This is a genomic window from Agromyces sp. NPDC058136, from assembly GCF_042884375.1.
Classification (GTDB): domain Bacteria; phylum Actinomycetota; class Actinomycetes; order Actinomycetales; family Microbacteriaceae; genus Agromyces.
This window is the reverse complement of the sequence record NZ_JBHVUA010000003.1, coordinates 343,786-367,120: the sequence shown is the minus strand read 5'-3', so window position 1 is coordinate 367,120 and position 23,335 is coordinate 343,786. Positions and strand designations below refer to the sequence as shown.

The 23,335-nt window shown below is 71.3% G+C and carries 22 protein-coding genes; 13 read left to right on the top strand and 9 right to left on the bottom strand.

What is annotated here, in order from left to right; genetic code table 11:
* Window positions 1–89 precede the first annotated feature (89 nt).
* Window positions 90–1,376 carry an MFS transporter gene (locus tag ACFVTX_RS11170; RefSeq protein WP_386900405.1) on the bottom strand — a complete coding sequence of 429 codons (1,287 nt, stop codon included), beginning with the start codon at window positions 1,374–1,376 and terminating at the stop codon, window positions 90–92.
* Between the two features lie 69 nt (window positions 1,377–1,445).
* Between ACFVTX_RS11170 and ACFVTX_RS11165 the strand changes: the two genes are divergently transcribed.
* The 9 genes from ACFVTX_RS11165 (at window position 1,446) to ACFVTX_RS11125 (ending at window position 7,961) form a co-directional block, all read left to right on the top strand.
* Window positions 1,446–1,829 (top strand): phage holin family protein, encoded by a 384-nt coding sequence (locus ACFVTX_RS11165; protein ID WP_386900023.1) that lies wholly within the window; start codon window positions 1,446–1,448, stop codon window positions 1,827–1,829.
* Window positions 1,830–2,029: 200 nt separating this feature from the next.
* On the top strand, window positions 2,030–2,872 hold the full coding sequence (locus tag ACFVTX_RS11160) for a PIG-L family deacetylase (protein ID WP_386900022.1): 843 nt from the start codon (window positions 2,030–2,032) through the stop codon (window positions 2,870–2,872).
* A gap of 57 nt (window positions 2,873–2,929) precedes the next feature.
* Complete coding sequence (locus tag ACFVTX_RS11155) at window positions 2,930–3,580, top strand: HAD-IA family hydrolase (protein WP_386900020.1); 651 nt, start codon at window positions 2,930–2,932, stop codon at window positions 3,578–3,580.
* Between the two features lie 34 nt (window positions 3,581–3,614).
* Window positions 3,615–4,286, top strand: a complete 672-nt coding sequence (locus tag ACFVTX_RS11150; RefSeq protein ID WP_386900018.1) for a DNA alkylation repair protein — start codon at window positions 3,615–3,617, stop codon at window positions 4,284–4,286.
* Window positions 4,287–4,374: 88 nt separating this feature from the next.
* Complete coding sequence (locus ACFVTX_RS11145) at window positions 4,375–5,766, top strand: sensor histidine kinase (protein WP_386900016.1); 1,392 nt, start codon at window positions 4,375–4,377, stop codon at window positions 5,764–5,766.
* Window positions 5,763–6,473, top strand: coding sequence for a response regulator (locus ACFVTX_RS11140; protein WP_386900014.1), 711 nt, complete (start codon window positions 5,763–5,765; stop codon window positions 6,471–6,473). The genes ACFVTX_RS11145 and ACFVTX_RS11140 overlap by 4 nt, the downstream gene beginning before the upstream one ends.
* A 71-nt stretch (window positions 6,474–6,544) precedes the next feature.
* The gene (locus tag ACFVTX_RS11135; RefSeq protein ID WP_376943033.1) at window positions 6,545–6,883 is read left to right on the top strand and encodes an ArsR/SmtB family transcription factor; all 339 of its coding nucleotides are present in this window, start codon (window positions 6,545–6,547) and stop codon (window positions 6,881–6,883) included.
* A complete protein-coding gene (locus ACFVTX_RS11130; RefSeq protein ID WP_386900011.1) occupies window positions 6,880–7,380 on the top strand; it encodes an SRPBCC domain-containing protein in 501 nt (166 codons plus the stop codon). The genes ACFVTX_RS11135 and ACFVTX_RS11130 overlap by 4 nt, the downstream gene beginning before the upstream one ends.
* On the top strand, window positions 7,380–7,961 hold the full coding sequence (locus ACFVTX_RS11125; protein WP_386900009.1) for a dihydrofolate reductase family protein: 582 nt from the start codon (window positions 7,380–7,382) through the stop codon (window positions 7,959–7,961). Before ACFVTX_RS11130 ends, ACFVTX_RS11125 begins: the two co-directional genes overlap by 1 nt.
* A gap of 39 nt (window positions 7,962–8,000) precedes the next feature.
* Here ACFVTX_RS11125 and ACFVTX_RS11120 read toward each other — a convergent pair whose 3' ends face one another.
* From ACFVTX_RS11120 to ACFVTX_RS11110, 3 genes are all read right to left on the bottom strand, one after another.
* Window positions 8,001–8,642 carry a dihydrofolate reductase family protein gene (locus ACFVTX_RS11120; RefSeq protein ID WP_386900007.1) on the bottom strand — a complete coding sequence of 214 codons (642 nt, stop codon included), beginning with the start codon at window positions 8,640–8,642 and terminating at the stop codon, window positions 8,001–8,003.
* A gap of 113 nt (window positions 8,643–8,755) precedes the next feature.
* Window positions 8,756–10,114: an MFS transporter gene (locus ACFVTX_RS11115; protein WP_386900403.1), complete on the bottom strand. Its 1,359-nt coding sequence runs from the start codon at window positions 10,112–10,114 to the stop codon at window positions 8,756–8,758.
* Between the two features lie 145 nt (window positions 10,115–10,259).
* Window positions 10,260–11,777 (bottom strand): MFS transporter, encoded by a 1,518-nt coding sequence (locus tag ACFVTX_RS11110; RefSeq protein ID WP_386900005.1) that lies wholly within the window; start codon window positions 11,775–11,777, stop codon window positions 10,260–10,262.
* A 143-nt stretch (window positions 11,778–11,920) separates the two neighbouring features.
* Between ACFVTX_RS11110 and ACFVTX_RS11105 the strand changes: the two genes are divergently transcribed.
* The 3 genes from ACFVTX_RS11105 (at window position 11,921) to ACFVTX_RS11095 (ending at window position 15,196) form a co-directional block, all read left to right on the top strand.
* Window positions 11,921–12,805, top strand: a complete 885-nt coding sequence (locus ACFVTX_RS11105; protein ID WP_386900003.1) for an ABC transporter ATP-binding protein — start codon at window positions 11,921–11,923, stop codon at window positions 12,803–12,805.
* Window positions 12,802–13,956, top strand: a complete 1,155-nt coding sequence (locus ACFVTX_RS11100; protein WP_386900001.1) for an ABC transporter permease — start codon at window positions 12,802–12,804, stop codon at window positions 13,954–13,956. The genes ACFVTX_RS11105 and ACFVTX_RS11100 overlap by 4 nt, the downstream gene beginning before the upstream one ends.
* A 163-nt stretch (window positions 13,957–14,119) precedes the next feature.
* Complete coding sequence (locus tag ACFVTX_RS11095) at window positions 14,120–15,196, top strand: threonine aldolase family protein (RefSeq protein ID WP_386899999.1); 1,077 nt, start codon at window positions 14,120–14,122, stop codon at window positions 15,194–15,196.
* Between the two features lie 232 nt (window positions 15,197–15,428).
* On the opposite strand, the gene ACFVTX_RS11090 is transcribed toward ACFVTX_RS11095, so the two are convergent.
* The 4 genes from ACFVTX_RS11090 to ACFVTX_RS11075 all read right to left on the bottom strand — a co-directional run bounded on the left by ACFVTX_RS11090 (window position 15,429) and on the right by ACFVTX_RS11075 (window position 20,897).
* On the bottom strand, window positions 15,429–16,754 hold the full coding sequence (locus ACFVTX_RS11090; RefSeq protein ID WP_386899997.1) for a flavin monoamine oxidase family protein: 1,326 nt from the start codon (window positions 16,752–16,754) through the stop codon (window positions 15,429–15,431).
* Window positions 16,755–16,762: 8 nt separating this feature from the next.
* Window positions 16,763–18,211, bottom strand: a complete 1,449-nt coding sequence (locus ACFVTX_RS11085; protein WP_386900401.1) for an APC family permease — start codon at window positions 18,209–18,211, stop codon at window positions 16,763–16,765.
* A gap of 207 nt (window positions 18,212–18,418) precedes the next feature.
* Entirely contained in the window at window positions 18,419–18,973 is a 555-nt protein-coding gene (locus ACFVTX_RS11080; protein WP_386899995.1) for a TetR/AcrR family transcriptional regulator, read from the bottom strand.
* A gap of 148 nt (window positions 18,974–19,121) precedes the next feature.
* Entirely contained in the window at window positions 19,122–20,897 is a 1,776-nt protein-coding gene (locus tag ACFVTX_RS11075) for a S8 family serine peptidase (protein WP_386899993.1), read from the bottom strand.
* Window positions 20,898–21,098: 201 nt separating this feature from the next.
* On the opposite strand from ACFVTX_RS11075, the gene ACFVTX_RS11070 reads away from it, so the two are divergent.
* Window positions 21,099–21,692, top strand: coding sequence for a nitroreductase family protein (locus ACFVTX_RS11070; RefSeq protein WP_386899990.1), 594 nt, complete (start codon window positions 21,099–21,101; stop codon window positions 21,690–21,692).
* Window positions 21,693–21,848: 156 nt separating this feature from the next.
* Here ACFVTX_RS11070 and ACFVTX_RS11065 read toward each other — a convergent pair whose 3' ends face one another.
* A complete protein-coding gene (locus ACFVTX_RS11065; protein WP_386899988.1) occupies window positions 21,849–23,243 on the bottom strand; it encodes an MFS transporter in 1,395 nt (464 codons plus the stop codon).
* Window positions 23,244–23,335: the final 92 nt, after the last annotated feature.

The window sequence follows — 23,335 nt, the reverse complement described above, 5'->3', positions numbered from 1 at the left end:
CGCCCGTTCGCCCGGCCTCTCACGCTATGCCCCGCCACCGACTCATGACAGAGGGAGGACCCTGATCTTCGGCGACCGCGGGATGCCGCCTACTCGACGCCGGGCGTCTGCGGCGTGGCATCCGGCACCGCCTCATCACCGCCCGAGGCGACATCGGCTGGCGAATGCTGCCGCCGGCTCAACCAGATGAACGGCACCGCGAGCACCTGGAACCCGCTCGACACGACGAGCGAGCCCGGGTACCCCCAGATGTCGGCCGAACGCCCGAGCACCGGCTGGATGACGGCACCCCCGGTGCTGCCGAGCAGCGAGTCGAAGGAGAGCACCGTCGCCCGCTGCGCCGACGGGATCATGTCGTTGAGGTACGCCTGCTGCACGGGCCCGGCCGCCGCGTCGACGAGCCCCCACAGCACGAGCAGCACGAGCGCGAACCAGAAGCTGCGGTTGAATCCGAGCGCGAGGAGCACCCCGCAGCTCACCACGAGGCTCAGCAGGATCGTCGTCGTACGACGACGGAACCGGCGCCGCACCCACGGCGCGAGGAGTCCGCCGATCACCTGCGCGCCCGAGAGGATCGCGGCGGCGAGGCCCGCGACCGAGTACGCCTCGGCGTCGCCCCAGAGCTCGACGAGGTAGGGCTGCAGCGCGTAGAACACGTAGAACCCGACGCCCGAGGTGAAGAACGACGCGAACATCACGTACCTGACCGAGGCGCGCCCGAGCCCGTACTGCAGCGACGCCCGGAACACCTGCTTCGTCGCCTCGATCGGGTGCGCCCGCCCCGCGGGCGTGAACCCGAGGTCGCGCATGAGCAGCGCCGCGACGACGAACATCACGACGAGGATGCCGGCGCGCACGAGGAACGGCACCCCCAGGTCGCTGGCCTGGGCGATCACCCCGCCCGCGATCGACCCGACGAACATCGCCGCCCCCGAGAGCGCCAGCCCTCGCCCGAAGACCCGCTCGAGACTGCCCGTGTACCCGGTCGCGGTCAGCGCGTCGACGAGCCACGCCTCGGTCGCGCCCGAGAAGAAGGTGAAGCCGAGGCCGAGCAGCACCGACACGACCGCCCACCCCCAGAACGGCGCCTCGATCACCCACAGCCAGTAGTAGAGGAGCGTCGTCACCGCCAGGGTGACCGTGCCGAGCAGGTACGACACGCGTCGCCCGAGGGTGTCGGCCACGACCCCCGTCGGCACCTCGAAGAGCACCATGCCCACCGAGAAGAAGGCGTTCGCGGCGAAGGCCTCGAGATTCGAGAGCCCCGCATCGAGCAGGAACAGCGTGTTGACGCCCCAGATGAACGAGGCGGCGAGCGTGTTGCCGATGAGCAGCGTGAAGTAGACGGACTGCACCCGCCGCGCCTCGTGATTCACCGCCGTCGGCTCGCTCACCCGCCCATCATCCTCCCGACCGGCCGTGTCCGGAAGCGCTACGCTCGCGCCATGGTGCGCTTCCTCATTCGTCTCGGCGTCTCACTCGTGCTCGCCGCCCTCGCCCTCGCCGTCGCCGCGCTGGTCGTTCCGGGCATGCATCTGCACTGGTCGGGCTTCATCGTCGCGATCATCGTGTTCGCCGCCGTGCAGGCGCTCATCGAGTGGCTCGTGGAGACGCTGTTCCACCGCGGCGCCCCCGCCGTCGCGGGCGTCGCCGGCCTCATCTCGACCGCGGTCGCGCTCTTCGTCGCCTCGCTCGGCGACGGCATCACCTTCGACGGCATCGCGCCGTGGGTGCTCGCGGCCGTCATCGTCTGGATCATCACCGCCCTCGCCGCCTGGCTCTCGGGCAAGTACCTGCTGCCGCGCATCGCCCCCGAGAAGAAGGGCTGAGCACACGCGGATGCCTCGGGGCCGGCGCCGGCCACGAGGCATCCGCCTTCGATGGAAACCGAGCCGGATTCGGCGTCGGCAGGCGGCCGGGTTAGCATGCTCGCACCCCGAAACGGCGCGCGAGTCTCCCCCATCGCCGCCACCCCGCGTGCCCGAGCGAACCCGTGCCCGAGGCATCCCGAACCCGAAGGCACCAACCCATGCGCAAGCGCACCGTCGCGCTCATCGTCGTCGCCGCCGTCCTCCTCGCCGTCGTCGGCGGGCTGTACTGGGCCGGCCGTCACCTGTTCTACGAACCCACCGCGAAGGGCGTCGACTCGGTCGTCGGCGAGCTCGGCGGCACCCGGGTGCTCGGCGTGTTCGCACACCCCGACGACGAGCAGACCGTCAACGGGCTGTTCTGGCACGCGCATGAGGACGGCGCGTACACCGCGATGATCACGGCGACGCAGGGCGAGGCCGGGCACCAGACCCCGGTCGTCGCCCGCCAGGAGGACCTCGGCCAGGTCCGCAAGGCCGAGGCGCTGAAGAACAGCTTCAACCTGGGCGTCGACCGCCACGTCGTCTGGGACTACCCCGACGGCGGCGTGCCAGAGGTCGACGAGGAGGAGCTCGTCGACCGCGTCGCCGACGAGATGAAGCGCGTGAAGCCCGACGTCGTCGTCGCGTTCTGGCCCGAGTCGGGCGCCACTGGCCACGAGGACCACATGCGCATGGGCGAGGTCGCCGAGCGCGCGATCGCGAAGCTCGAGGAGGAGGGCGGCTCGTACACCGGGCCGGACCACCTCGTGTATACGATCAGCCCCTCGGGCGCGCTCGCGGCGTTCGGCGGCGAGACCGGCGCCTTCGTCGTCGCGAACCAGCCGAAGCCCGAGTTCGCGATGGATGCCGCGGTGCAGAAGAAGCACGAGGGGTGGACGATCCACGCCTCGCAGGCGAACTTCATGCAGGAGTCCTACATCCTGCCGACGTGGCTCATCTACCTGCTCTGGGACCAGGAGTTCTACCACGTGCGCGACCTCGAGGCCGAGCCCCTGGGGTAGGCCCGCCGCCCGCCGACCATTGGGCGGCCGTTGCGCGACCGCGTGTAGCCTCCCCTGATGACCACCACGATCCGCGCCGCCGCCGTCCTCCTCGACATGGACGGCACGCTCGTCGACTCCTCCGCCGTCGTCGAACGCGTGTGGACCGACTGGGCTCACGACCACGGGCTCGACCCAGCCGCGGTCATGGACGTGATCCACGGCCGGCAGGGGCAGGCGAGCATGGCGCTGCTGCTGCCCGAGCGCCCCATCGCCGAGAACCTGGCCGACAACCGCGTGATGCTCGAGCGCGAGACCGCCGAGAGCGACGGCGTCGTCGCGATCCCCGGCGCCGCCACGCTCATGCAGTCGCTCGCAGGCCTCCCGCACGCTCTCGTCACCTCGGCGAACCTGCCGCTCGCGTCCGCGCGCATGAACGCCGCCGGGCTCGCGATGCCCCCGGTCGTCATCACCGCCGAGCTCGTCACCGCGAGCAAGCCCGACCCCGAGGGGTTCCTCGGCGCGGCCGCCGCCTTCGGCGCGACCCCGGCCGACTGCGTGGTCTTCGAGGACTCGGAGGCCGGCATCACCGCGGCCCGCCGTGCCGGCATGCGGGTCGTCGGCGTCGGGCCGCTCGCCGCGGCGCACGGGCCCGACCACCTCGTGCCCGATCTCGCCGCCGTGCGGGTCACCGCCGAGGGCGGCGACATCACGATCGCGCTCGCCTAGGCTGGCTGCCGAACCGAGCGACGCAGGAGGGCCGATGACCGACGCGAGAATCCTCGAGGTGCAGGCCGAGCTCGCCGCCCTCGACGACCCGACGACCCGGGCGGCGAACGAGCGCCGCGGCGACACCCACGGCGTGAACCTCGCACAGCTGCGCGCTCTCGCGAAGCGCGTGAAGGCCGACCACGAACTCGCCCTCGAACTGTGGGCGACGGGCGACACCGCTTCGCGCCTCCTCGCGATCCTGATCTGCAGGCCGAAGGCGTTCGGCACCGACGAACTCGATGCGATGATGCGCGCCGAGCCGACGCCGAAGGGCCACGACTGGCTCGTGAACTACGTCGTCAAGAAGAGCCCGCACCTCGAGACCCTGCGGCTCGCCTGGCTCGACGACACCGACCCGCTCGTCGTGAGCGCGGCGTGGGCGCTCAACGCCGAGCAGGTCGTCAAGCACCCCGAATTGCTCGATCTGCCCGGCCTGCTCGACACGATCGAGGCCGAGATGCCGGATGCCCCGGCGCGGGTCCAGTGGGAGATGAACACCACGCTCGCGATGATCGGCATCCACCACCCCGCACTGCGGGCCCGCGCGATCGACATCGGCGAACGCCTCGAGGTGCTGAAGGACTACCCCACGCCCCCGAACTGCACCTCGCCCTTCGCCCCCATCTGGATCGGCGAGATGGTGCGCCGCCAGACCGCGAAGTAGCCCGGCGCGCGCACGGCCCCGCGCGGCGCGCCCGATCTCCGCCGCGCGGTGGATGGGCGCGCAGCGCCCACTCGCTAGCGTGAGAAGCATGCCCGAGACCGCAACGCCCGCTCCGCCCGTCGTCCCGGGCGTCGAGTGGGTACGGCCGCGCCCGGACCGGCGCGGGTACCGCAATGACGTGATCCTCGCCCTCGTGCTCGCGCTCGGCACCGTCGCGAGCGTCGTGCTCTACCGCGCGACCGGGTGGGGCGAGGGCACCGAATGGTGGGCATCGGCGCTCTGGACGGCCGGGATGACCCTGCCGCTCGCCGCGCGGCGGCGACTGCCCGAGGTCGTGGCGCTCGTGGCATCCGCCGTCTTCATCGTGGGCGGCGTGCTCGGCATCGGTGAGGCGCTCTTCTCGAACATCGCCCTCTTCGTCGCGATCTACACGGTGGGCGCGTGGGGGCGCAGCCGCCGCGTCGCGACGATCGTGCGCAGCCTGATCGTCGTCGTGATGTTCGGCTGGTTGTTCTGGGGGCTCATCTACTTCTCGGCGATGCAGGACCACCTGCCCGAACTCTCGCGCGAGGGCCTGCTGTCGCCGTACCTCGCGTACGGGTTCATCAACGTGCTCACGAACCTCCTGTACTTCGGCGGTGCCTGGTACTTCGGCGACACCGCGTACCGCTCGGCGAGGGCGAAGGCCGAGCTCGAGCAGCGCACCGCCGAGCTCGCCGCCGAACGCGAACGCACCCGGGTGCAGGCCGTCGCCCTCGAGCGGCTGCGCATCGCCCGCGAACTGCACGACGTCGTGGCCCACCACGTCTCGGTCATTGGCGTGCAGGCGGGTGCGGCCCGGCGGGTGCTCGCGAAGGACCCGGCGGCGGCGACCGCCTCGCTCTCGGCGATCGAGTCGAGCGCCCGCGAGGCGGTCGACGAACTGCACGGGCTGCTCGGCACGCTCCGCGGCGACGCCGACACCGGGCCGGTCGCGGTCGACGGGATCGGCGGCGCTCCGGCGACCACCAGCACCTCGACCCGCGGCATCGACCGCCTCGACGAACTCGTGGCCGAATCCGCCGACGGCGGCCTCCCGGTCGCCCTCGCGATCGTCGGCGAGCCGCGCGCCGTGACACCGGTCGTCGACCTCAGCGCCTACCGCATCACCCAGGAGGCGCTCACGAACGTGCGCAAGCACGCCGGCGCCGCCGCGACCGCCGAGGTCCGGGTGCGTTGGAGCGACGACGCCCTCGAGGTCGAGATCACCAACACCGGCACCACGACGGGCGCCGCGGGCACCGTCAGACGGTCGGATGCCACGGCCGGAGGCCTCGGCCAGCTCGGCATGCGCGAGCGGGTCGCCGCCGCCGGCGGCACGCTCGAACTCGGACCGCGCGCCCGCGGCGGGTACCTCGTGCGGGCGAGCTTCCCACTGCGACGGGGCGATGCTGCGGGCATCGGCACCGCCGCCGCCACGCAGTCGGAGGCCGGCGCATGAGCATCCGCGTGCTCGTCGTCGACGACCAGAGCCTCGTGCGGGCCGGGTTCCGCACCATCCTCGACTCGGAGGACGGCATCGAGGTCGTCGGCGAGGCCGCCGACGGGATGGAGGCGCTCGCACAGGTCGCCGCACTCGCACCCGACGTCGTCTGCATGGACGTGCAGATGCCCGGCATGGACGGCCTCGAGGCGACCCGCCTCATCACCGCCGACGACACGAGCCGCGCCGCGGTGCTCGTGCTCACGACCTTCAACCGCGAGGACTACCTCTTCGCCGCGCTCGACGCGGGCGCGAGCGGGTTCCTCTTGAAGAACTCGAGCCCCGAGCAGCTCATCGAGGCGGTGCAGATCGTCGCGCGCGGCGACGCGCTGCTCTCACCGGATGTCACGCGGCGGGTCATCGAGGCGGTGGCGAGCCGCACGGCGCCCGCCGCAGCGGCCGCGCCCGTGGCATCCGCGGCCGCGCTCGCGACGCCACCGCCGGCACCGCCCGCCGAACTCGCGACGCTCACCGAGCGCGAGCGCGAGGTGCTCGAACTGCTCGCGCAGGGCATCTCGAACGCCGAGATCGCCGAACGCCTCTGGGTGGGCGAGGCGACGGTGAAGACGCACGTCTCGAAGGTGCTCATGAAGCTCGGGCTGCGCGACCGGGTGCACGCCGTCGTCTACGCCTACGAGCACGGCGTGGTGCGGCCGCGCGGCTGACCGTCGGGGGTTGACGCACCCGGTCGCTGGTCTTATGGTTAAGCAATTCATTAATTAAGGAGTTGCTTAATTTGGGTGGAGCGCAGGACGAGCTCAGCGCGGTGTTCCAGGCGCTCGCCGATCCGACCCGCCGCGCGATGCTCTCGCGCCTCCGGGTCGGGCCCGCGACCGTCGGCGAACTCGCCGAGCCCTTCGCCATGAGCCGCCCCGCGATCTCGCAGCACCTCGGGGTGCTCGAGCGGGCCGGGCTGATCGAGCGCACGGCGACCGCGCAGTGGCGAACCTGCACACTGCGCACCGAACCCCTCGACGAGGCATCCGCCTGGGTCGAGCTCCACCGCCGCGAGTGGAACGAACGCTTCGACCTGCTCGCCGAGCACCTCCGCACCATGAAGGAGGGTCCGAAATGACCGAGCACCAGACGGCCTCGACGCCGGAAGCCGGGGCGACGAGCCGCGCACCGCAGTTCACCATCACCCGCATCTTCGACGCCCCGCGCGAGCTCGTCTGGCGGGCGTGGACCGAGCAGGCCGACGCCGCCGCCTGGTGGCACCCGCGCGGCGTCGAGATCAAGCCCGGCAGCGTCGACCTCGACGCCCGTGAGGGCGGGCGGTACCGCTACACGATGGTGGCCCCCGACGGCACCGAGTACCCGACGGCAGGCCTCTTCCGAGAGCTCCGCGAACCCGAGCGCCTCGTCATGACGTGGGGCTCGCCCGGCGATGACGACGACGACGCACCCGTCATCACGGTGGCCCTGCGGGAGCTCGCGGGCGGCCGCACCGAGATGCTGTTCCACGTGCTCGGCATCGCGGGCGCCCCCGGTGACGAGAACGTCTACGACGGATGGGACTCCGCCTTCGACGTGCTCGCCGAACACCTGGGTGCCGCCGACGAGGTCGGCTGATGGGCCGGCTCATCGTCGAGCAGGTGGTGACGGCCGACGGCTACGCCGCCGACCGCGAGGGCGGCCTCGACTTCTTCGACGCGCTCGTGCAGACCGGCGAGGACGGCGCCGTCCAGCTCAACGACGCCCAGCAGCTCGCCTACGTCTCGCAGGCCGACGCGATCCTCTTCGGCACCACGACGTACCGCATGTTCGCCGACTACTGGCCGGGCGTCGACCCGGCCGTCGAGCAGGTGGCCGAACTCATCGACCGGCTGCCGAAGTTCGTCGTGTCGAACACCCTCGCGGAGGCCCCGTGGGGCGAGGCCGACCGCGTCGAGATCCTCACCGGCGACGGCGCCGAGCAGACCGCCGCCCTGAAGCAGCGCTTCGACACGATCATCGTCTGGGGCAGCCTGACGCTGACCGATGCGTTGTTCGCGGCGGGGCTCGTCGACGAACTGCACCTCCGCCTGGTTCCGGTACTGCTCGGCGAGGGCCGCTCGTTCACTCCGGGCGAGCTCGCCGACCGCGGCCTCCGACTCGAGAAGGTCGCCTCGCGCCCCGGCGGGGTCGTGAGCCTGCGCTACAACTTCTCCTGACGGCCGACGACGTCGACCGGTGCGCGGGCCGCGGCGTCGTCAGCGCGCGAACGTGACGTGGATGACGCCGCTCTCGGCCGTCTCGCTCGCGACCGTGTACTGCGACTCGAGTCCGCGCAGCTCCTCCCACAGGTTCTGCCCGCGGCCCAGCAGGATCGGCGTGATCGCGACGTGGAGCCGATCGACCAAACCGGCCGCCAGGAAGGAGCGGACCGTGCGCACTCCGCCGCCGATGCGCACGTCGCCGCCATTCGCCGCCGCGGTCGCCTCGGCAAGCGCCGCCTCGGGCGAGAGGTCGCGGAAATGGAAGGTCGTGCCGCCCGCCATCTCGATCGACGGACGCGGCGCATGCGTGAGCACGAAGACGGGAACGCGGAACGGCGGCTCATCGCCCCACCACCCCCGCCAGTCGGGGTCGCCTGCGTTGAGGTGGAGCCCGAACATGCCTGCGCCCATGATCTCGGCACCGACGCCCTCGAAGTACGCCCGGGCGTAGGCGTCGTCGACGCCTGTGGTGCCGGCACCCGAGGCATCACCGAGCACCCGCTCGCGGAATGTGCGCGTGGCCGCGTAGGCACCGGTGAGCCGGAACCAGTCGTCGCCCATCGGATTCTCGGGGGTCTGATCGGTCGTCGAGGCGTAGCCGTCGAGGGAGATGTTCAGGTCGGCGCGTACGGCCACGGCGGGGTCCTTCCGGTCGTCGGTTCACGAACCGGGTGCCCGGTCGCGAGTCCCACAGTGGCGGGCAGGTCGCGCAACCCAAAGAGTTTCGATGTGGATCGAAACTTCGCGCGCTACTCGGCCACCGGAGCCCGGCCCGGCGCCGAGGCGTCGGCATCGGCGCCCGAGCCGTCGCCCGGCAGCCCCTCGCGGAACTCGGTCGACAGCATGCGGTACGAACGGGTCGTGAACGCGAGGAGCGCGAGCACGACCATGACGAGCCCCGCCACGAGGAACACGAGGGCGATGCCGCGCGCCTCGCCGTCGCCGAGCAGCCAGCCCCACGCCTCCTGCCCGGCGGGCGACTCCATGTAGGGGATGATCATGAACTCGGCGATCGGTGCGATCAGGAACGCGGTGATCGGCGCGGCCGCCGCCTCGAACGCCTGCGCGAACCCGAACACGCGCCCCTGCGTGCGGAACGGCACGACCTTCTGGATGACCGTCTGCTCGGCCGCCTCGACCACAGGGATGAGGCACATGTACGCCCAGATGCCGAGCGCGTAGAGCAGCCACCAGTCGCGGATCGTGAACAGTGCGCCGAGCAGCCCCATGCCGACGACGACGAGCAGCATCGTGCGGATGGGGTTCTCGCCGAGACCCCACTTCGCGACGGCGAGCCCGCCGATGATGAAGCCCGTCGCCGTCACCCCGAGCACGATGCCCCAGATCTCGACGGGGAAGAGCTCGAGACCGTACGGGTCCATCAGGGCCATGTAGACGCCGCCGATGAGGTTGTTGAACGTCGAGAAGATGATAAGGGCGAAGAGCCCGGGCGCGGCGCGCACCGCGGTGATGCTGCCGCGCAGGTCGATGACCGGCGGTCGGTCGTCGTCGACGACGGGTTTCGCTTCGGGGATGCGCACCGTCAGGAGGTGCAGGAGTGCGACGAGCGTGAGGGCGATCGCGATCACCAGGGTCCACCCCATGCCGACGAGCCCGATCGCGAGACCGCTGAACACGCTCGTCACCATGAACGCGAGCCCCTGCACGGTGCCGACCATGCCGTTCGCGTTCGCGTGCCGCTCTTCGGGCACGATCAGGGTGACCGTGGTCGAGAGGGCGATGTTTCGCAGGTTCTCGACGACCGCGCCGAAGAGGATGACGGCCGAGAACACCCAGAACCACGGGCTGCCGAGGTCGACGAGGGCCGACTCGGGCTGCAGCAGGTAGACGACGCCCGCGACGCTGAACGCGGCGAGCGTGACGATGCTCGACAGCACCATGACCCGGTGCTTGCGGTGACGGTCGACGAGGGTGCCGAACACCATGCCGAAGAGGGCGATGAGCAGCATGTACGCGCCGCCGATGATGCCCGTCGCGAGCACCGACCGCGTCTCGAGGTACACCCAGAACGTGAGCGCGAACCACAGGAAGCTCGTGGTCACGTTCGCGATCATGGTGTTCGCGAGCACGTGGAGGAACGTGCGCATGCCGGTCGTCTCGGTCACCCTGCGAGGGTAGGCCGGGCCGCCGACATCCGGTAGCCCCCGGCCGTCCCCGGTGGTCGAGGAGCGCCCGACGCAATCGGACGCGTCTCGAGGCCCGGCGAGGGGGTCTCGATACGCTCCTTCGTCGCTACTCGACCGCCGAGCTCGCGCCGGCGCGGACGAGTGCGGGCGGGGTCAGCGTGTGCGCCGTCGACGCCGCGACCGACGCTGCCTCGAACGAGGCCGGCTTCCGCGTGATGTTGCGGGCCACGAGCAGGGCGAGCGCGATGCCGAGCACGCACCAGATGCCCATCGAGATCGCCGACCACGAGAAGGCCTCGGCGAGCGCCTCCCCCTCGGATGCCCCGGCCGCGACGCGGGTCGCGGTGACCGAGCCGTACACCGAGGCGACGATCGCGGTCATCACGGCGGCGCCCACGTAGCGCGCCATGTTCGAGATGCCCGAGGCGGCGCCGACCTCGCCCGGCTCGACCGACGCCGTCGACAGCGAGGAGCACGGCCCGTTCTGGAGGGCCATGCCGATGGCCACGCCCGCGAGCGGCAGCACGAAGAGCGCGTACCCCCACGAGTCCTGCACGAAGGCGAGCGCCGCGAACGACACCGACATGATGACGAACCCGAGCGCGACCGTCGTGCGCGCGCCGATCCTGCCGACGATCGGGGTGATGAGCGGCGACATCACGACCATCGACGCGGCGATCGGCAGGGTCGCGAGACCGGCCTGGAACGAGTCCATCGCGAGTGCCGACGGGTCCTGGAAGTACAGGCTGACGACGTACATGATGCCGTTGATCGTGCCCGCACCGAGCAGGATCGACAGCGTCGACCCCACGAGCAGTTTGTTGCGCAGCAGGTCGAGGTCGAGCAGGGGGGCCTTCACCCGGCGCTCGACGAAGATGAAGGCGACGGTCGCCAGCACGCTGACCGCGAAGCATCCGAGCGTGGGAAGGGAGCCCCAGCCCCACGCGCTGCCGTTGGTGAGCCCGTAGATGAGCGGCGCGAGGATGAGCGCGATGAGCACGGTGCCGACGAGGTCGACCGACCGCGGCCGGCTCGGGTCGTTCGACTCGGCGACCGCGAGCAACGTCACCGGCACGCACGCTGCGGCGATGGCAGCGTCGATCCAGAAGAGCCCCTGCCAGCCGAGCGTCGTGGCCAGCAGCCCGCCGACGAGCGGTCCCGCCGCCGCGCCGACGGCCGACGCCGCGCCCCACAGCGTCACCGCGCGGAGCTGCGCCTTGCCGGTGTTCGCCGCCGAGAGCAGGCTCATGCCGCAGGCGAGGATCGTCGCACCCGCGGCTCCCTGGATGCACCGGCCGAGGATCACCCCCATCCCGCCCTCGGCGAGCGCGATGAGCACGCACGAGGCGATGAACACGAGCAGGCCGATCACGAAGATCAGTCGGCGGCCGAAGATGTCGCCGAGCACGCCCGCGGTGATGATGACGGCCGCCGCGACGAGCGAGTACCCGGTGACCGCCCACTGCAGCGTGTCCGTCGACATGCCCGTGTCTTCGGAGATCACCGGGATCAGGATCGCGACCGCCGACGTGTTCGCGTTCACCACGAGCGCCGAGACGCTGGTGGCGATGAGTGCGCCGAGCGCCGAGCGTTGCACAGTCTTCACCTTCACCGTGTCCCCCATGGTGATGGTTCTACCACCGGGCGCGCGGCCTGCACCAGAGGCAATCGGGCGGCGCCGCCACCGCGCCTCCCCCGCACGGCGGAGTCCGCGAACCCGTCGCACGGCGGATGACGGCGGCCACGCGGCATCCGTACGTTGAGAACATGCTCGAACTCAACGACGTGACCAAGCGCTACGGGGACCGCCTCGCGCTCGACTCGGTCTCATTCACGGTCGGCGACGGCCGGCTCACCGGCTTCGTCGGCGGCAACGGCGCCGGCAAGACGACGACGATGCGGATCATCCTCGGGGTGCTCGCCGCCGACGGCGGCCGGGTGTCGCTCGACGGCCACCCGCTCACCGCGGCCGACCGGCGGCGCTTCGGCTACATGCCCGAGGAGCGGGGCCTCTACCCGAAGATGAAGGTGCTCGAGCAGACGGTCTACCTCGCCCGCCTCCACGGCTGGGCGCCCGCGGCGGCCCGTGCGAACGCGAGCGAACTGCTCGAACGACTCGGGCTCGGCGAACGCTTCGACGACACCATCGAGTCGCTCTCGCTCGGCAACCAGCAGCGCGCGCAGATCGCCGCGGCACTCGTGCACCGCCCCGAGATGCTCGTGCTCGACGAACCGTTCTCGGGCCTCGACCCGATGGCCGTCGAGACCGTGCAGGCCGTCCTCGCGGACGCCGCGGCCGGCGGAGTGCCGGTGCTCTTCTCCTCGCACCAGCTCGACATCGTCGAACGCCTCTGCGACGACCTCGTCATCATCGCGGGCGGCCGGATCGCCGCGTCGGGCGCGCGCGACGCGCTCCGCGCCGAGCACGGCTCCGAGCGATGGGAACTGCTCACCACCGGCGACGCCGGCTGGTTGCGCGGGTTCGCCGGCATCGAGGTCGTCGAGTTCGACGGCGGCTGGGCCGTCTTCGAAGCCGAATCGGATGCCGCGAGGCAGGCCGTGCTCGCCGAGGCCGTCACCCGCGGCGAGGTCGTGAGCTTCACCCGCGAGCACACCACGCTCGCCCAGATCTTCAAGGAGGTCGTGCGATGAGCGCGAACCACGTCGCCACCGGTGGTCGAGGAGCGCCGACGCGAAGCGGCGACGCGTCTCGAGACCAGCCGCCCGCGCCCAGCTTCGTCGACAGCGTCTCGCTCGTCGCGGGCCGCGAGATCACGATGCGCCTGCGCAGCAAGGCGTTCCTCATCTCCACGGGCATCCTCATGCTCGCGGTGCTCGCCTCGGTCGTGCTCGGAGGGCTCTTCGGCGGGCAGTCGGAGCCGTCGAAGGTCGCCGTCGTCGGCGCCGCGGCGTCCGCCGTCGAGGGCAACCCCGCGCTCGACCCGGTGCCGGTCGCCGACCAGGCTGCCGGCGAGCAGCTGCTGCGCGACGGCGAGGTCGAAGCGGTGATCAGCCCCGAGGCATCCGACCCCCTGGGCATCACCGTGACCGGCCTCGACCAGCCGCCCGGCGGCGTGCTGCAGGCCCTCGCCGTCACCCCGAGCGTCGAACTGCTCGAACCCGCACCCGTCGACCCGACACTCGCCTATCTCATCGCGTTCGGCTTCGGCATCGTGTTCTTCATGTCGGCGATCACCTTCGGCACGACGATCGCGCAGTCCGTCGTCGAGGAGAAGCAGACGCGGGTCGTCGAGATCCTGCTGTCGACGGTGTCGGCTCGGGCGCTGCTCACCGGCAAGATCATCGGCAACAGCGTGCTCGCGTTCGGGCAGATCGTCGCCATCGCAGGGCTCGCGATCATCGGCCTCATGGTCACCGGGCAGAAGGTGCTGCTCGGGGGGCTCGGCAGCTCGGTCGTGTGGTTCGTCGTGTTCTTCGCGATCGGCTTCGTGATGCTCGCCGCGCTCTACGCCGGCACCGCCGCGATGGTGTCGCGCTCGGAGGACATCGGCTCGGTCACCTCGCCCGTGATGATGCTCGTGATGATCCCGTACATCGCCATCGTGCTCTTCTTCAGCGACCCGGCAATCCTCGCGATCATGAGCTACGTGCCGTTCTCGGCACCCGTCGCCATGCCGGTGCGGGTGTTCCTCGGCCAGGCCGAGTGGTGGGAGCCGATCCTCTCGCTCGCGATCCTCGTCGTGACGACGGTCGTCGCCGTCGTCGTCGGCGAGCGGCTCTACCGCAACTCGCTGCTGAAGACCGGCTCGCGAGTCCCCCTCCGGGAGGCGCTGCGCGGGTAGCGACCCGCGCCTGCGATGCAGACTGCGGGCGGATGCCACGGGGTGGGGGCTCCGAGGCATCCGCCCGCTTCGCGCGCCAGACGTGCGTCCATGGCGCGAATGCGCCGGATCCGTGCGCACTGCGTCACGATGCCCGCCCGCCCGCGGATGCGAGGATGGTTCGGTGAACTCACCGCTCCACGACACGACCTTCCGCGGCTTCGCCTCCGACAACTACTCGGGCGTGCACCCCGAGATCCTCGCCGCCATCGCCACCGCCAACGACGGCCACCAGGTGGCGTACGGCGAAGACGTCTACACCGAGCGCCTGCAGCAGGTGTTCGCGGGCCACTTCGGCGAGGGCATCGAGGCCTTCCCGGTGTTCAACGGCACGGGCGCGAATGTGACGGCGCTCCAGTCGATGCTGCCGCGCTGGGGTGCGGTCGTGTCGGCGAAGACGGCCCACATCAACTCCGACGAGGGCGGCGCGCCCGAGCGCGTCGGCGGCATCAAGCTGCTCACGGTCACCGCTCCCGACGGCAAGCTCACCCCCGAGCTCATCGACGAAGAGGCGTGGGGCTGGGGCGACGAGCACCGCGCGCAGCCGCTCGTCGTGTCGATCACGCAGACGAGCGAGCTCGGCACCGCGTACACCGTCGACGAGGTGCGCGCGATCGCCGAGCACGCCCACTCGCTCGGCATGAAACTCCACATGGACGGCGCGCGCCTCTCGAACGCGGGCGCCTCGCTCGGCGTGCCGCTCCGCGCGTTCACCCGCGACGCGGGCGTCGACGTGCTCAGCGTCGGCGGCACCAAGAACGGATGCCTCGGCGCCGAGGCGATCGTGGTGCTGAACCCCGAGGCATCCGAGGGGCTGAAGTACCTGCGCAAGCTCAACATGCAGCTCGCCTCGAAGATGCGCTTCGTGTCGGCGCAGCTCATCGCGCTGTACGAGGGCGACCTGTGGCTCCGCAACGCGACGCACGCGAACGCGATGGCGTCGCGCCTGCGCGGCGCGCTCGACGCGGGCATCGCGGCCGGCGAGCTGCCGGGCCTCGGCTTCTCGCAGGAGACGCAGTCGAACGGCGTCTTCGCGACCCTGCCGCAGGGCGTCGCCGACAAGCTGCGCGACCGCGGGTTCCGCTTCTACGACTGGGACGCCGCCCGCGGCGAGGTGCGCTGGATGTGCGGATTCGACACGAGCGAAGCCGACATCGACGCGTTCGTCGCGGGCATCCGCGAGGAGCTCGCGGGGGCCTGAGGCCCCGTCGGTCGCGTCTCGAGACCAGGTCACGAGGTCTCGAGACGCGTGCTCCTTCGTCGCGCGCTCCTCGACCAGCGGGAGTTCCGGTGGTTGAGGAGCGCCGACGCGCAGCGGCGGTCTCGAGACGCGTGCTCCTTCGTCGCGCGCTCCTCGACCAGCGGGAGTCCCGATGGTTGAGGAGCGCCGACGCGCAGCGGCGACGCGTCTCGAAACCCGGTGAGCGGGCCGGCTACTCGGTCAGCGATCGGAGTGGGACGGCCCGACCGAGGATGCGCTCGGCCGCGCGGTGCCCCGAGAGGAGCGCCCCGTTCACCGTCGCCGGGCAGTCGCCCCAGGTCGCCTCGCCGGCGAGGTGCAGCACGCCGCCGACCGGGGTGGCCATCACGTCGTGGTCGTCGTACGTGGCTCCGCGGGCGACGTAGGAGTACGAGCCGAGGGCGAACGGGTCGGAGCCCCAGCGGGTGATCCAGTGGCCGGTCGGCTCGGGCACCGCGTCGCCGTAGAGGCGCCGGAGCCCCTCGAGCACCGAGGCGACGATCTCCTCGTCGGCCATCTCCTCGATCCGCCGCGCCCACTCGCCGCCCGCGAAGGTCAGCAGCATCGGGGTGCCGCTCACGGCGGACACGTCGTACCACGAGTGCCAGGGCACGCCGTCGGCGCCGAGCTGCCGGATCGCGTAGGCGCCGTCCTGCCAGAAGCGCTCGGGGAACTGCAGGAACACCTTGTCGAAGGTGCCCATGCCGACGCGGTCGATGGCCCCGGCCACTGCCTCGGGCAGCGCCGGGTCGAAGTCGATCGCCCCGGCCTTGAGCACGCCGAGGGGCACGGTGACGACGACCTGGCGGGCGTCGAACGCCCCGGTCGCGGTGCTGACCCGCACCCCCGACTCCGACCACGTCAACGAGGTGACCGTGCGCCCGAGCCGGACGTCGAGGCCCTGCGCGAGCGACGTCGCGAGCACGTCGTAGCCGCCCGGGAAGACGACCTCGTCGCCGTCGATGGCGTCTTCGTCGAGCCCGTGCGCGTCGACCTCGGCGTTGTCGGCGCCGCACTGCTCCTCGGTGCGGTGCCGGTGGAACGCCCGAGCCCGAGCCGCGCGCTCACCGCTCCACCCGAGCTCGTCGAGCACCCGCTCGACGACGTCGGCATAGCTCTCACCCGCCTCCGAGGCGTCGGCCGCCGCCGCGAGGCGATCGCCGACCGCGTCGGCGTCGGCGAGCCACGCCGCGGTCGCCTCCGCGTCGAGTTCGCGCTGCGCCTCGTCGTAGTTCGCGATCGGGCGCCCGCCGGCCTGGTAGCTGCCGACGGTGAACTCCGCGGTCGCCATGCCGAAGGCCTCGACGAGCTCGGTGAGCGGGTTGCCGGTGAGCCCGTGGATCCACGAGGCGCCGCGGTCGACGCTGAACCCCGCGGTGCGGTCCGTCCAGGTGCGGCCGCCGACGCGGTCGCGTGCCTCGAGCACGACGACGCGGCGGCCGGCGTCGTGCAGCAGCCGGGCGGCGGTCAGGCCGGCGACGCCGGCTCCGACGATGACGGTGTCGAACGTGTCGGGCATCTCAGACCTCATTCCGGGGCGAGCACTTCGGTGTCGCGGTTGAGCGAACGCTTCTGGAAGTAGTCGTGCGACGCCGGGAACAGCGCCCACACGAACATGAGCACGACGCCGAGCAGCAGCGAGCCGATACCCACGATGAACGCCCCGCCGACCCCCGCGACCTGCGAGTAGCCGTACTCGGGGTTCAGCATGTCGATCGCCGACTGCACGAACGCCCACGCCATGAACACGCCGCCGAGGAGCGGGAAGACGAGACGGTAGAACACGTTCCGCCGGCTGGCGAAGAGGGTGCGGCGGAAGTACCAGACGCACGCGAAGCTGGCGATGGCGTAGAAGAACGCGATGGCGAGGCCCATCGAGAGCAGCGAGTCGGCGAGCACGTCGGTCGACACGAGATTCATGCCCGCGTAGTAGACGATCGCGATCACACCGACGAGCGTCGTCGAGAACGTCGGCGTCTTCGACGCCTCGCTCACCTTCGCGAAGCGGGCGGGCAGGGCCTGGTAGACGCCCATGGCGAAGGTGCCTCGCGCGGTCGGCAGGATCGTCGTCTGCGAGGAGGAGAGCGCCGAGATCGCCACCGCGATCACGAGGAACCAGCCCATCGGCCCCATCGCCATGCCGGCGAGCACCGAGAACACGTCGTCGGCGTTCGTCTCGTTCGCAAGTCCGGTGCCGGTGTCGCCGAGGCCGGCGAACATCATCGCGACGACGGTGATTCCGACGTAGGTGACGAGCAGGATCACGGTCGTGAGGGTGGCGGCGCGTCCAGGGGTGCGGCGCGGGTCCTTCGTCTCCTCGGTGAGGGCGAGGCAGGTGTCCCAGCCCCAGTAGATGAACAGCGCGAGGAGGATCGCCTGCACCATGCCGGTGCCGTCGGCGAGGAACGGGTTGAACCAGTCGAGCGACACCGGGGTCGCAGCGGGGGCGTTGCCCGAGAAGTAGCCGACGAGGCATCCGATCACGAACGCGGCCATCGCGAGGTACTGGATCGCGAGCAGCACCTGCTGCATGCGCTCGCCGATCTCGACGCCGCGCAGCGACACCCACGTCATGAGGGCGATGATGACGCATCCGAACGCGGTGACGATGGCGCGGTTCTCAGCCAGCGCCCCGTCGCCGAGCAGGCTGAGGAGATATACGGAGGCGATCTCGGCGAGGTTCGCCATGACGAGCACACCGGCGACGGCGATGCTCCAGCCGGCCATCCAGCCGGTGCGCGGGCCGAAGGCCTTCGCCGCCCACGTGAACACGGTGCCGCAGTCGGGCACGTCGTTGTTGAGCTCGCGGTAGGCGAACGCGGTGAACAGCATCGGCACGAACGCGAGGATGAACGCGACGGGCGCCTGCGCGCCGACCGCGATGATCACGTAGCCGAGCGTCGCGGCGAGCGAGAAGAGCGGCGCCGTCGAGGCGATGCCGATGACGGTCGAGCCCCAGAGCCCGAGCTTGCCGATGGCGAGGCCCTTGGTGGGGGTGCCGCCGGTCGGGGCGGATCGTGCGGCGGAGGGGGATCCGGCGGGGGCCGTGCTGGTGGTGCTCACTGTGCCTGCTCGTCATCGAGGGGTGGGGGGTGCGAACAGCATAACCCACCGACCGACTAGTCGGTCTGCCTCGTCGGCGAGCGAAACGGACGCAGCGAACGCTGCGTCAGCGGCCGGATGTCACGCGCTCGCGCCACCCGAACGCAGGCCCTCGAGCGTGGCGATCAGCTGCTCCACCTGGGCGGGCGCGAGCACCTCGTCGCCGCCCGGCGCGCTCATGAGCGCGTTGTGGTTCATGCCGTCGCCGACGAACAGCACCATGCGCGCGAGCGACTCGTCGCCCGTCGCCGCGACGAGCGCCTCGAGCCAGTCGTCGCGGCACGCCCGCAGCACCGAGAGCGCCGCCTCGTCACCCGTCTGCGCGATGCGGTACCCCGCCTCGATCAACCGCTCGAGCTCGCTCTCACGATCGAGCGACGAGACGAGGTAGTAGCGCACCGCCGTCTCGGGCTCGGCGCGCAACTCGTCGGCGTCGCGGCGGGCCTGCGCCCGCAGTTCGACGAACAACGCCGTGCGGAGCGCCCCCACCGAGGAGAAGTGGTGCAGCGCCCCCGACTTCGACAGCCCCGCCCTGCTCGCGACGGCCTCGAGGGTCGCCCCGCGAATGCCCCGCTCGACCAGCAGATCGGTGTACGCGGTGAGGACTCGGGCGGCCTGGCCATCGACGGTGATCACCACCACATCGTACGAGGGCGGCGCCGTGGCATCCGACCACCGCGACACGACGAAGGCACCGTCGACACGACGAAGGCGCGGCACCCGTTCCAGAAGAACGGATGCCGCGCCCTACGCCGTGCGCGCCGTCACCGGCGCCCGGCGTCGATCAGCGGCCGATGGCCGCCATCGCGTTCACGATGCCCGAGCCGTAGAAGCCGTTGGTCTTCTTCGCGCTCTCGCACGTGTGGGTCGCCGTCGAGACCGACCCGTTCGGCAGGTTGCGGGTGTAGGTGAAGTCGGCCGGGACGGGGCACGACTCGTCGACCGCCGTCTTCAGCAGCTTGCTCTCGACCGCGTTCGGGTTCATGCGGAGGCCGCCCTTCAGCGGGTCCTTCGCGCCGTACTGGCTCACGATGAGCGCCGCGACACCGGCAGCGTGGGGCGAGGCCATCGAGGTGCCCTGGATGAACTGGTAGTACCCGCAGGTGCCCTCGTCGTCGCAGCTGCGGACGATGTTCGAGACGAGCGGCTCGCCGTTCTCGTCGATCTGGCCGTTCGCGATCGCGAGCGACTCGGGGTAGGCCGCGAGGATCGTCTTCGTGACGTCGCGCGTGCCGGCCGGGGTGTCGTACGAGTCGCCGCCGGGCGCCGCCACGTCGATGTACCCGTTGCCGTAGCTCGAGTAGTACGCCTTGCGCTCCGAGATGCCCGTGCTCGAGACCGAGATCACGCCGTCGCCCTCGGCCGGCATCGACACGCACGAAGCGGGGTCGACGAGGTCGCGCACGTAGGCCGCCTCACCGGGCACGCTCGCGAAGTCGGGGCTGCCCGAGTCGGTGACGGCCTTCGTGTAGTCGATCGCCTCGTTGCCGGCCGCCGCGATGAGCGTCACGCCGTTGCCGCGCGCGTAGTCGAGCGCACGCTGCATCGCCGCGATGATCGTCTGCTGCTCCTCCTGGTCGGCAGCGGAGTCGGCCGGGTTGTCGGTGCAGTTGAAGAGCCACGGGTCGACGTAGTAGCTCATGTTGACGACGTCGATGCCGTTGTCGCCCGCGTAGGTGAGCGCGTCGATCGAGGGCTGCAGGAAGAAGTAGCCCGAGTCCTGACCGGCGCGCAGGTTCACGAGGGTCACGTTCGGCGCGACGCCCGCCATGCCGAGGCCGTTGATCGGCGAACCGATCGTCGACGCGACGTGGGTGCCGTGGCCGTTCTCGTCGACGTCGGCGGCGTCCTCGCAGGAGCCGTCGGGGTCGTCGGCGCACGCACCGTCGACCTCGTCGCCGTTCGCGTCGACCGGGATGTCGACCGTGAAGTTGCGGCTCAGCACCGCGTCGAAGTTCGGGGCGATGTCGGGGTGGCTGCCGTCGACACCGGTGTCGATGATGCCCACGCGCACGCCCTTCGAGCCCTGCTGGCGGGCGTACGAGCCGTCGACGGTCGCGTCGATCTGCTGCATGTCCCACTGGAGGTCGGCGAGCGGCTCGGCCTCGGGGGTGTTCGGGCGGTGCTTCTTGCCCTTCTCGCCCTTCGCGCCCTTCGCAGCGTTCGCCGTGCTCGGCCCGTCGGCGAGACCCGCCTCGACGGTCTCCTGCTCGACGGCGTCGGCCTTGCGCGCCTCGCCGTTCGCCGCGCGGGACTCGGGCACATCGCCGATCACGCGGTTCTCGGCCGTGCCCTCGATCGCCGCCTGCGCGTCGGCCGCGGCGGCGAAGCCGGACCCGGCGGTGACGGTGGCGACGCCGACGGCCTCGTTCTCGGCGACGACGGTGCCGCCGGCGGCCTCGACCGCGGCGCGTGCGTCGGCGCTCGAGACGCCCTCGGCGAAGAGCACGACGTATTCGCGGTCGTCGTCGGCCGTGGCTGCGCCGGCCGGAGCGGCGGCGAGCGCGGTCAACCCGAGCGCGAACACAGAGGCTGCTGCGATGGATCGCATCTTCAGCATGAAGCTTCCTTCCTCGTTGATGGAACTTGCTCGGCCATGCTGTCATACCCCGCGAACGGGGGCCAGCAACGCGGCCGTAGCCGATCCCCCCGACCGGGGCGCCCAGCGGACACTCGGGGAATGCGGCGTAGCATCCATGCGTTTGCATTCTTCGGGACGACGGAGACCCGGCTACATCACTCGATCAAGGAAGCACCACCCATGACCCTCGTCACCGACCTCACCTCGCGCAAGGCCGACACCGCAGCCCCCCTCATCGACCCGCTCGCCGACCGGTGGAGCCCCCGCGCCTTCGACCCCGACGCGGTCGTCGCCACCGAGACGCTCCGCACCGTGCTCGAGGCCGCCCGCTGGGCCCCCTCTGCGAACAACTCGCAGCCGTGGCGCTTCATCGTCGCCCGCCGCGGCACCGCCGCCTTCACCACGCTGCACGACCTCATGGCCGGCTTCAACCAGGCCTGGGCCGACTCGGCGGCGGTGCTCATCGTGAACATCGCCGAGACCGTCGACGACGAGGGCCGCCAGCGCCCGTGGGCCCGCTACGACCTCGGCCAGGCCGTCGCGCACCTCACCGTGCAGGCGCAGCACGAGGGCCTGCACACCCACCAGATGGGCGGATTCGACGCACAGGGCATCCCCGAGGCCTTCGGCCTGCCCGAGTCGCAGGAGGTCGTCTCGATCACCACGATCGGCGCGCTCGGCGACGTCGACCGCCTGCCCGAGGTGCTTCGCGAGCGCGAGGTCGCCCCGCGTCAGCGCAAGGCGCTCGACGAGTTCGTCACCGTCGGCGAGTAGTCGCCGCCGTCAGCACAGACACGGATGCCCCGGGGTTCGCCCCGGGGCATCCGTCGTCTCTGCCCGAGCTCTCTCGATCGAGTGGGCAGAGATGTACCTTCACCGCGCGCCATGGGTTCATATCTGCCCACTCGACGCGCGCAGCGCTGGCGGGCGCTAGGCGCGCACGAGGTCGACCGGGGTGGTCGGCGGCTCGTCGCGCGCGGAAGCAGCCGCCGTTTCCTCCGACGCGGCCACGGCGAGGGGCTCGCGGTCGAGCGCCTTCTTGATGCGCCACGCCGCGAACACCGCGATCGCGCTCACGACGAGGTGCATGCCGAGGAACACGTCGGTGAGCCCCGCGCCGAGCAGCACGCCCGCGACGAGCGGACCGGCCGCCGAGAACGCGGTCTGGAGCGCGGCGATCGTGCCGAGCGTCTGCCCGACCATGCCCTTCGGCGCGAGCTGCGCGGTGAGCGGGTTCAGCACGGGGCTGTAGATCGTCTCGCCGACGGCGAAGATGCCGTACGTCATGACGAACATGGCCGTCGCGATGCCGGGCGCGAACTGCGCCGCCGACAGGATGAGCCACGACACGACCCAGATCGACCCGACCGCCATGAGCAGCGCGGGCGCGCTGCGCTTCGCGGTGAGCTTCACGACGATGACCTGCAGCGCCACGATGACGAGGCAGTTGATCGCGGCGGCGAGGCCGATCGCCGAGGGGTCGACGTCGAGCACGGTGATGCCGTACGCGGGCAGGCCCGACTCGAACTGGGCGTAGAAGCCGAGCGCGAGGGTGATGGTGACGACGGCCGTCCACCGCATGGCGGGCTGGGCGAAGATCACGCGGAGGGCGCCGCGCGAGCGTGCGGCACCGTCGGCGTGCCCGTCGCCGTCGAGGTCGACGGCGGCGATCGCGCCGGTGGCGGCGTCGATGGCGCCGAGCGCTCCGGTCGCGGTCGAGACCGGGTCGGATGCCGCGCGGCCGACGCCACGCGCACCGCCGAGCTCGCCCGCGAGGTTCAGCCGACCGGCGAGCGCGATGATCCCCGAGGAGATCACGAAGCCCGCGGCCGCCATCGCGAATCCGACGTCGAGTCCGTCGGCGCGGTCGAGGTCGACGACGAGCCCCGCGAGGAACGCGCCGGCCGCCATGCCGAGCGCCTCGCCGGTGAACTTGTAGGCGAACACCTTGCGGCGGTCGTCGCTCGACGACCAGTTGAGGGCGAGCACCTGCTTCGCGGGCACCGCCGCCGAGAGACCGAGGCCGAAGACGAGCATCCCGGCGAGGAAGAGCGCGGGCACGTCGACGAACATGAGCGAGGCGACGCCCGCCGCGCCGAGCAGCTGCGCGATGACGGCGACCTTCACGGGGTCGAACCGGTCGGCGAGGCGCCCGGCGAGGGGCGCCGCGACGAGCGCGCCGATCGAGAACAGCGACGAGGCGCCCGCGGCGATGAGCGGACCCCACCCGCGGGTGTCGGCCGCGTAGGCGTACTGGTAGGGAAGCACCGCCCCCCAACCGAGCGAGCCGATGGCACTGGCCAGGATGAGCAGTTTCGCGCGCATGATGGTGTCCTCCTCCCGAGGTCTCGACGAGCAGAGGGATGCCTCGCGGCCGGCGTCGGCCGCGAGGCATCCCTCACCCTTCGAATACGAAG

Excerpts from the sequence above, each read along its gene's own strand:
- ACFVTX_RS11165 (WP_386900023.1), top strand. The coding sequence starts at position 1,446 with ATGGTGCGCTTCCTCATTCGTCTCGGCGTCTCACTCGTGCTCGCCGCC.
- ACFVTX_RS11090 (WP_386899997.1), bottom strand. The coding sequence starts at position 16,754 with ATGCCCGACACGTTCGACACCGTCATCGTCGGAGCCGGCGTCGCCGGC.
- ACFVTX_RS11140 (WP_386900014.1), top strand. The coding sequence starts at position 5,763 with ATGAGCATCCGCGTGCTCGTCGTCGACGACCAGAGCCTCGTGCGGGCC.
- ACFVTX_RS11125 (WP_386900009.1), top strand. The coding sequence starts at position 7,380 with ATGGGCCGGCTCATCGTCGAGCAGGTGGTGACGGCCGACGGCTACGCC.
- ACFVTX_RS11065 (WP_386899988.1), bottom strand. The coding sequence starts at position 23,243 with ATGCGCGCGAAACTGCTCATCCTGGCCAGTGCCATCGGCTCGCTCGGT.
- ACFVTX_RS11115 (WP_386900403.1), bottom strand. The coding sequence starts at position 10,114 with ATGCGCACGTTCCTCCACGTGCTCGCGAACACCATGATCGCGAACGTG.
- ACFVTX_RS11150 (WP_386900018.1), top strand. The coding sequence starts at position 3,615 with ATGACCGACGCGAGAATCCTCGAGGTGCAGGCCGAGCTCGCCGCCCTC.
- ACFVTX_RS11110 (WP_386900005.1), bottom strand. The coding sequence starts at position 11,777 with ATGGGGGACACGGTGAAGGTGAAGACTGTGCAACGCTCGGCGCTCGGC.
- ACFVTX_RS11130 (WP_386900011.1), top strand. The coding sequence starts at position 6,880 with ATGACCGAGCACCAGACGGCCTCGACGCCGGAAGCCGGGGCGACGAGC.
- ACFVTX_RS11105 (WP_386900003.1), top strand. The coding sequence starts at position 11,921 with ATGCTCGAACTCAACGACGTGACCAAGCGCTACGGGGACCGCCTCGCG.
- ACFVTX_RS11155 (WP_386900020.1), top strand. The coding sequence starts at position 2,930 with ATGACCACCACGATCCGCGCCGCCGCCGTCCTCCTCGACATGGACGGC.
- ACFVTX_RS11145 (WP_386900016.1), top strand. The coding sequence starts at position 4,375 with ATGCCCGAGACCGCAACGCCCGCTCCGCCCGTCGTCCCGGGCGTCGAG.
- ACFVTX_RS11075 (WP_386899993.1), bottom strand. The coding sequence starts at position 20,897 with ATGCTGAAGATGCGATCCATCGCAGCAGCCTCTGTGTTCGCGCTCGGG.
- ACFVTX_RS11160 (WP_386900022.1), top strand. The coding sequence starts at position 2,030 with ATGCGCAAGCGCACCGTCGCGCTCATCGTCGTCGCCGCCGTCCTCCTC.
- ACFVTX_RS11100 (WP_386900001.1), top strand. The coding sequence starts at position 12,802 with ATGAGCGCGAACCACGTCGCCACCGGTGGTCGAGGAGCGCCGACGCGA.
- ACFVTX_RS11070 (WP_386899990.1), top strand. The coding sequence starts at position 21,099 with ATGACCCTCGTCACCGACCTCACCTCGCGCAAGGCCGACACCGCAGCC.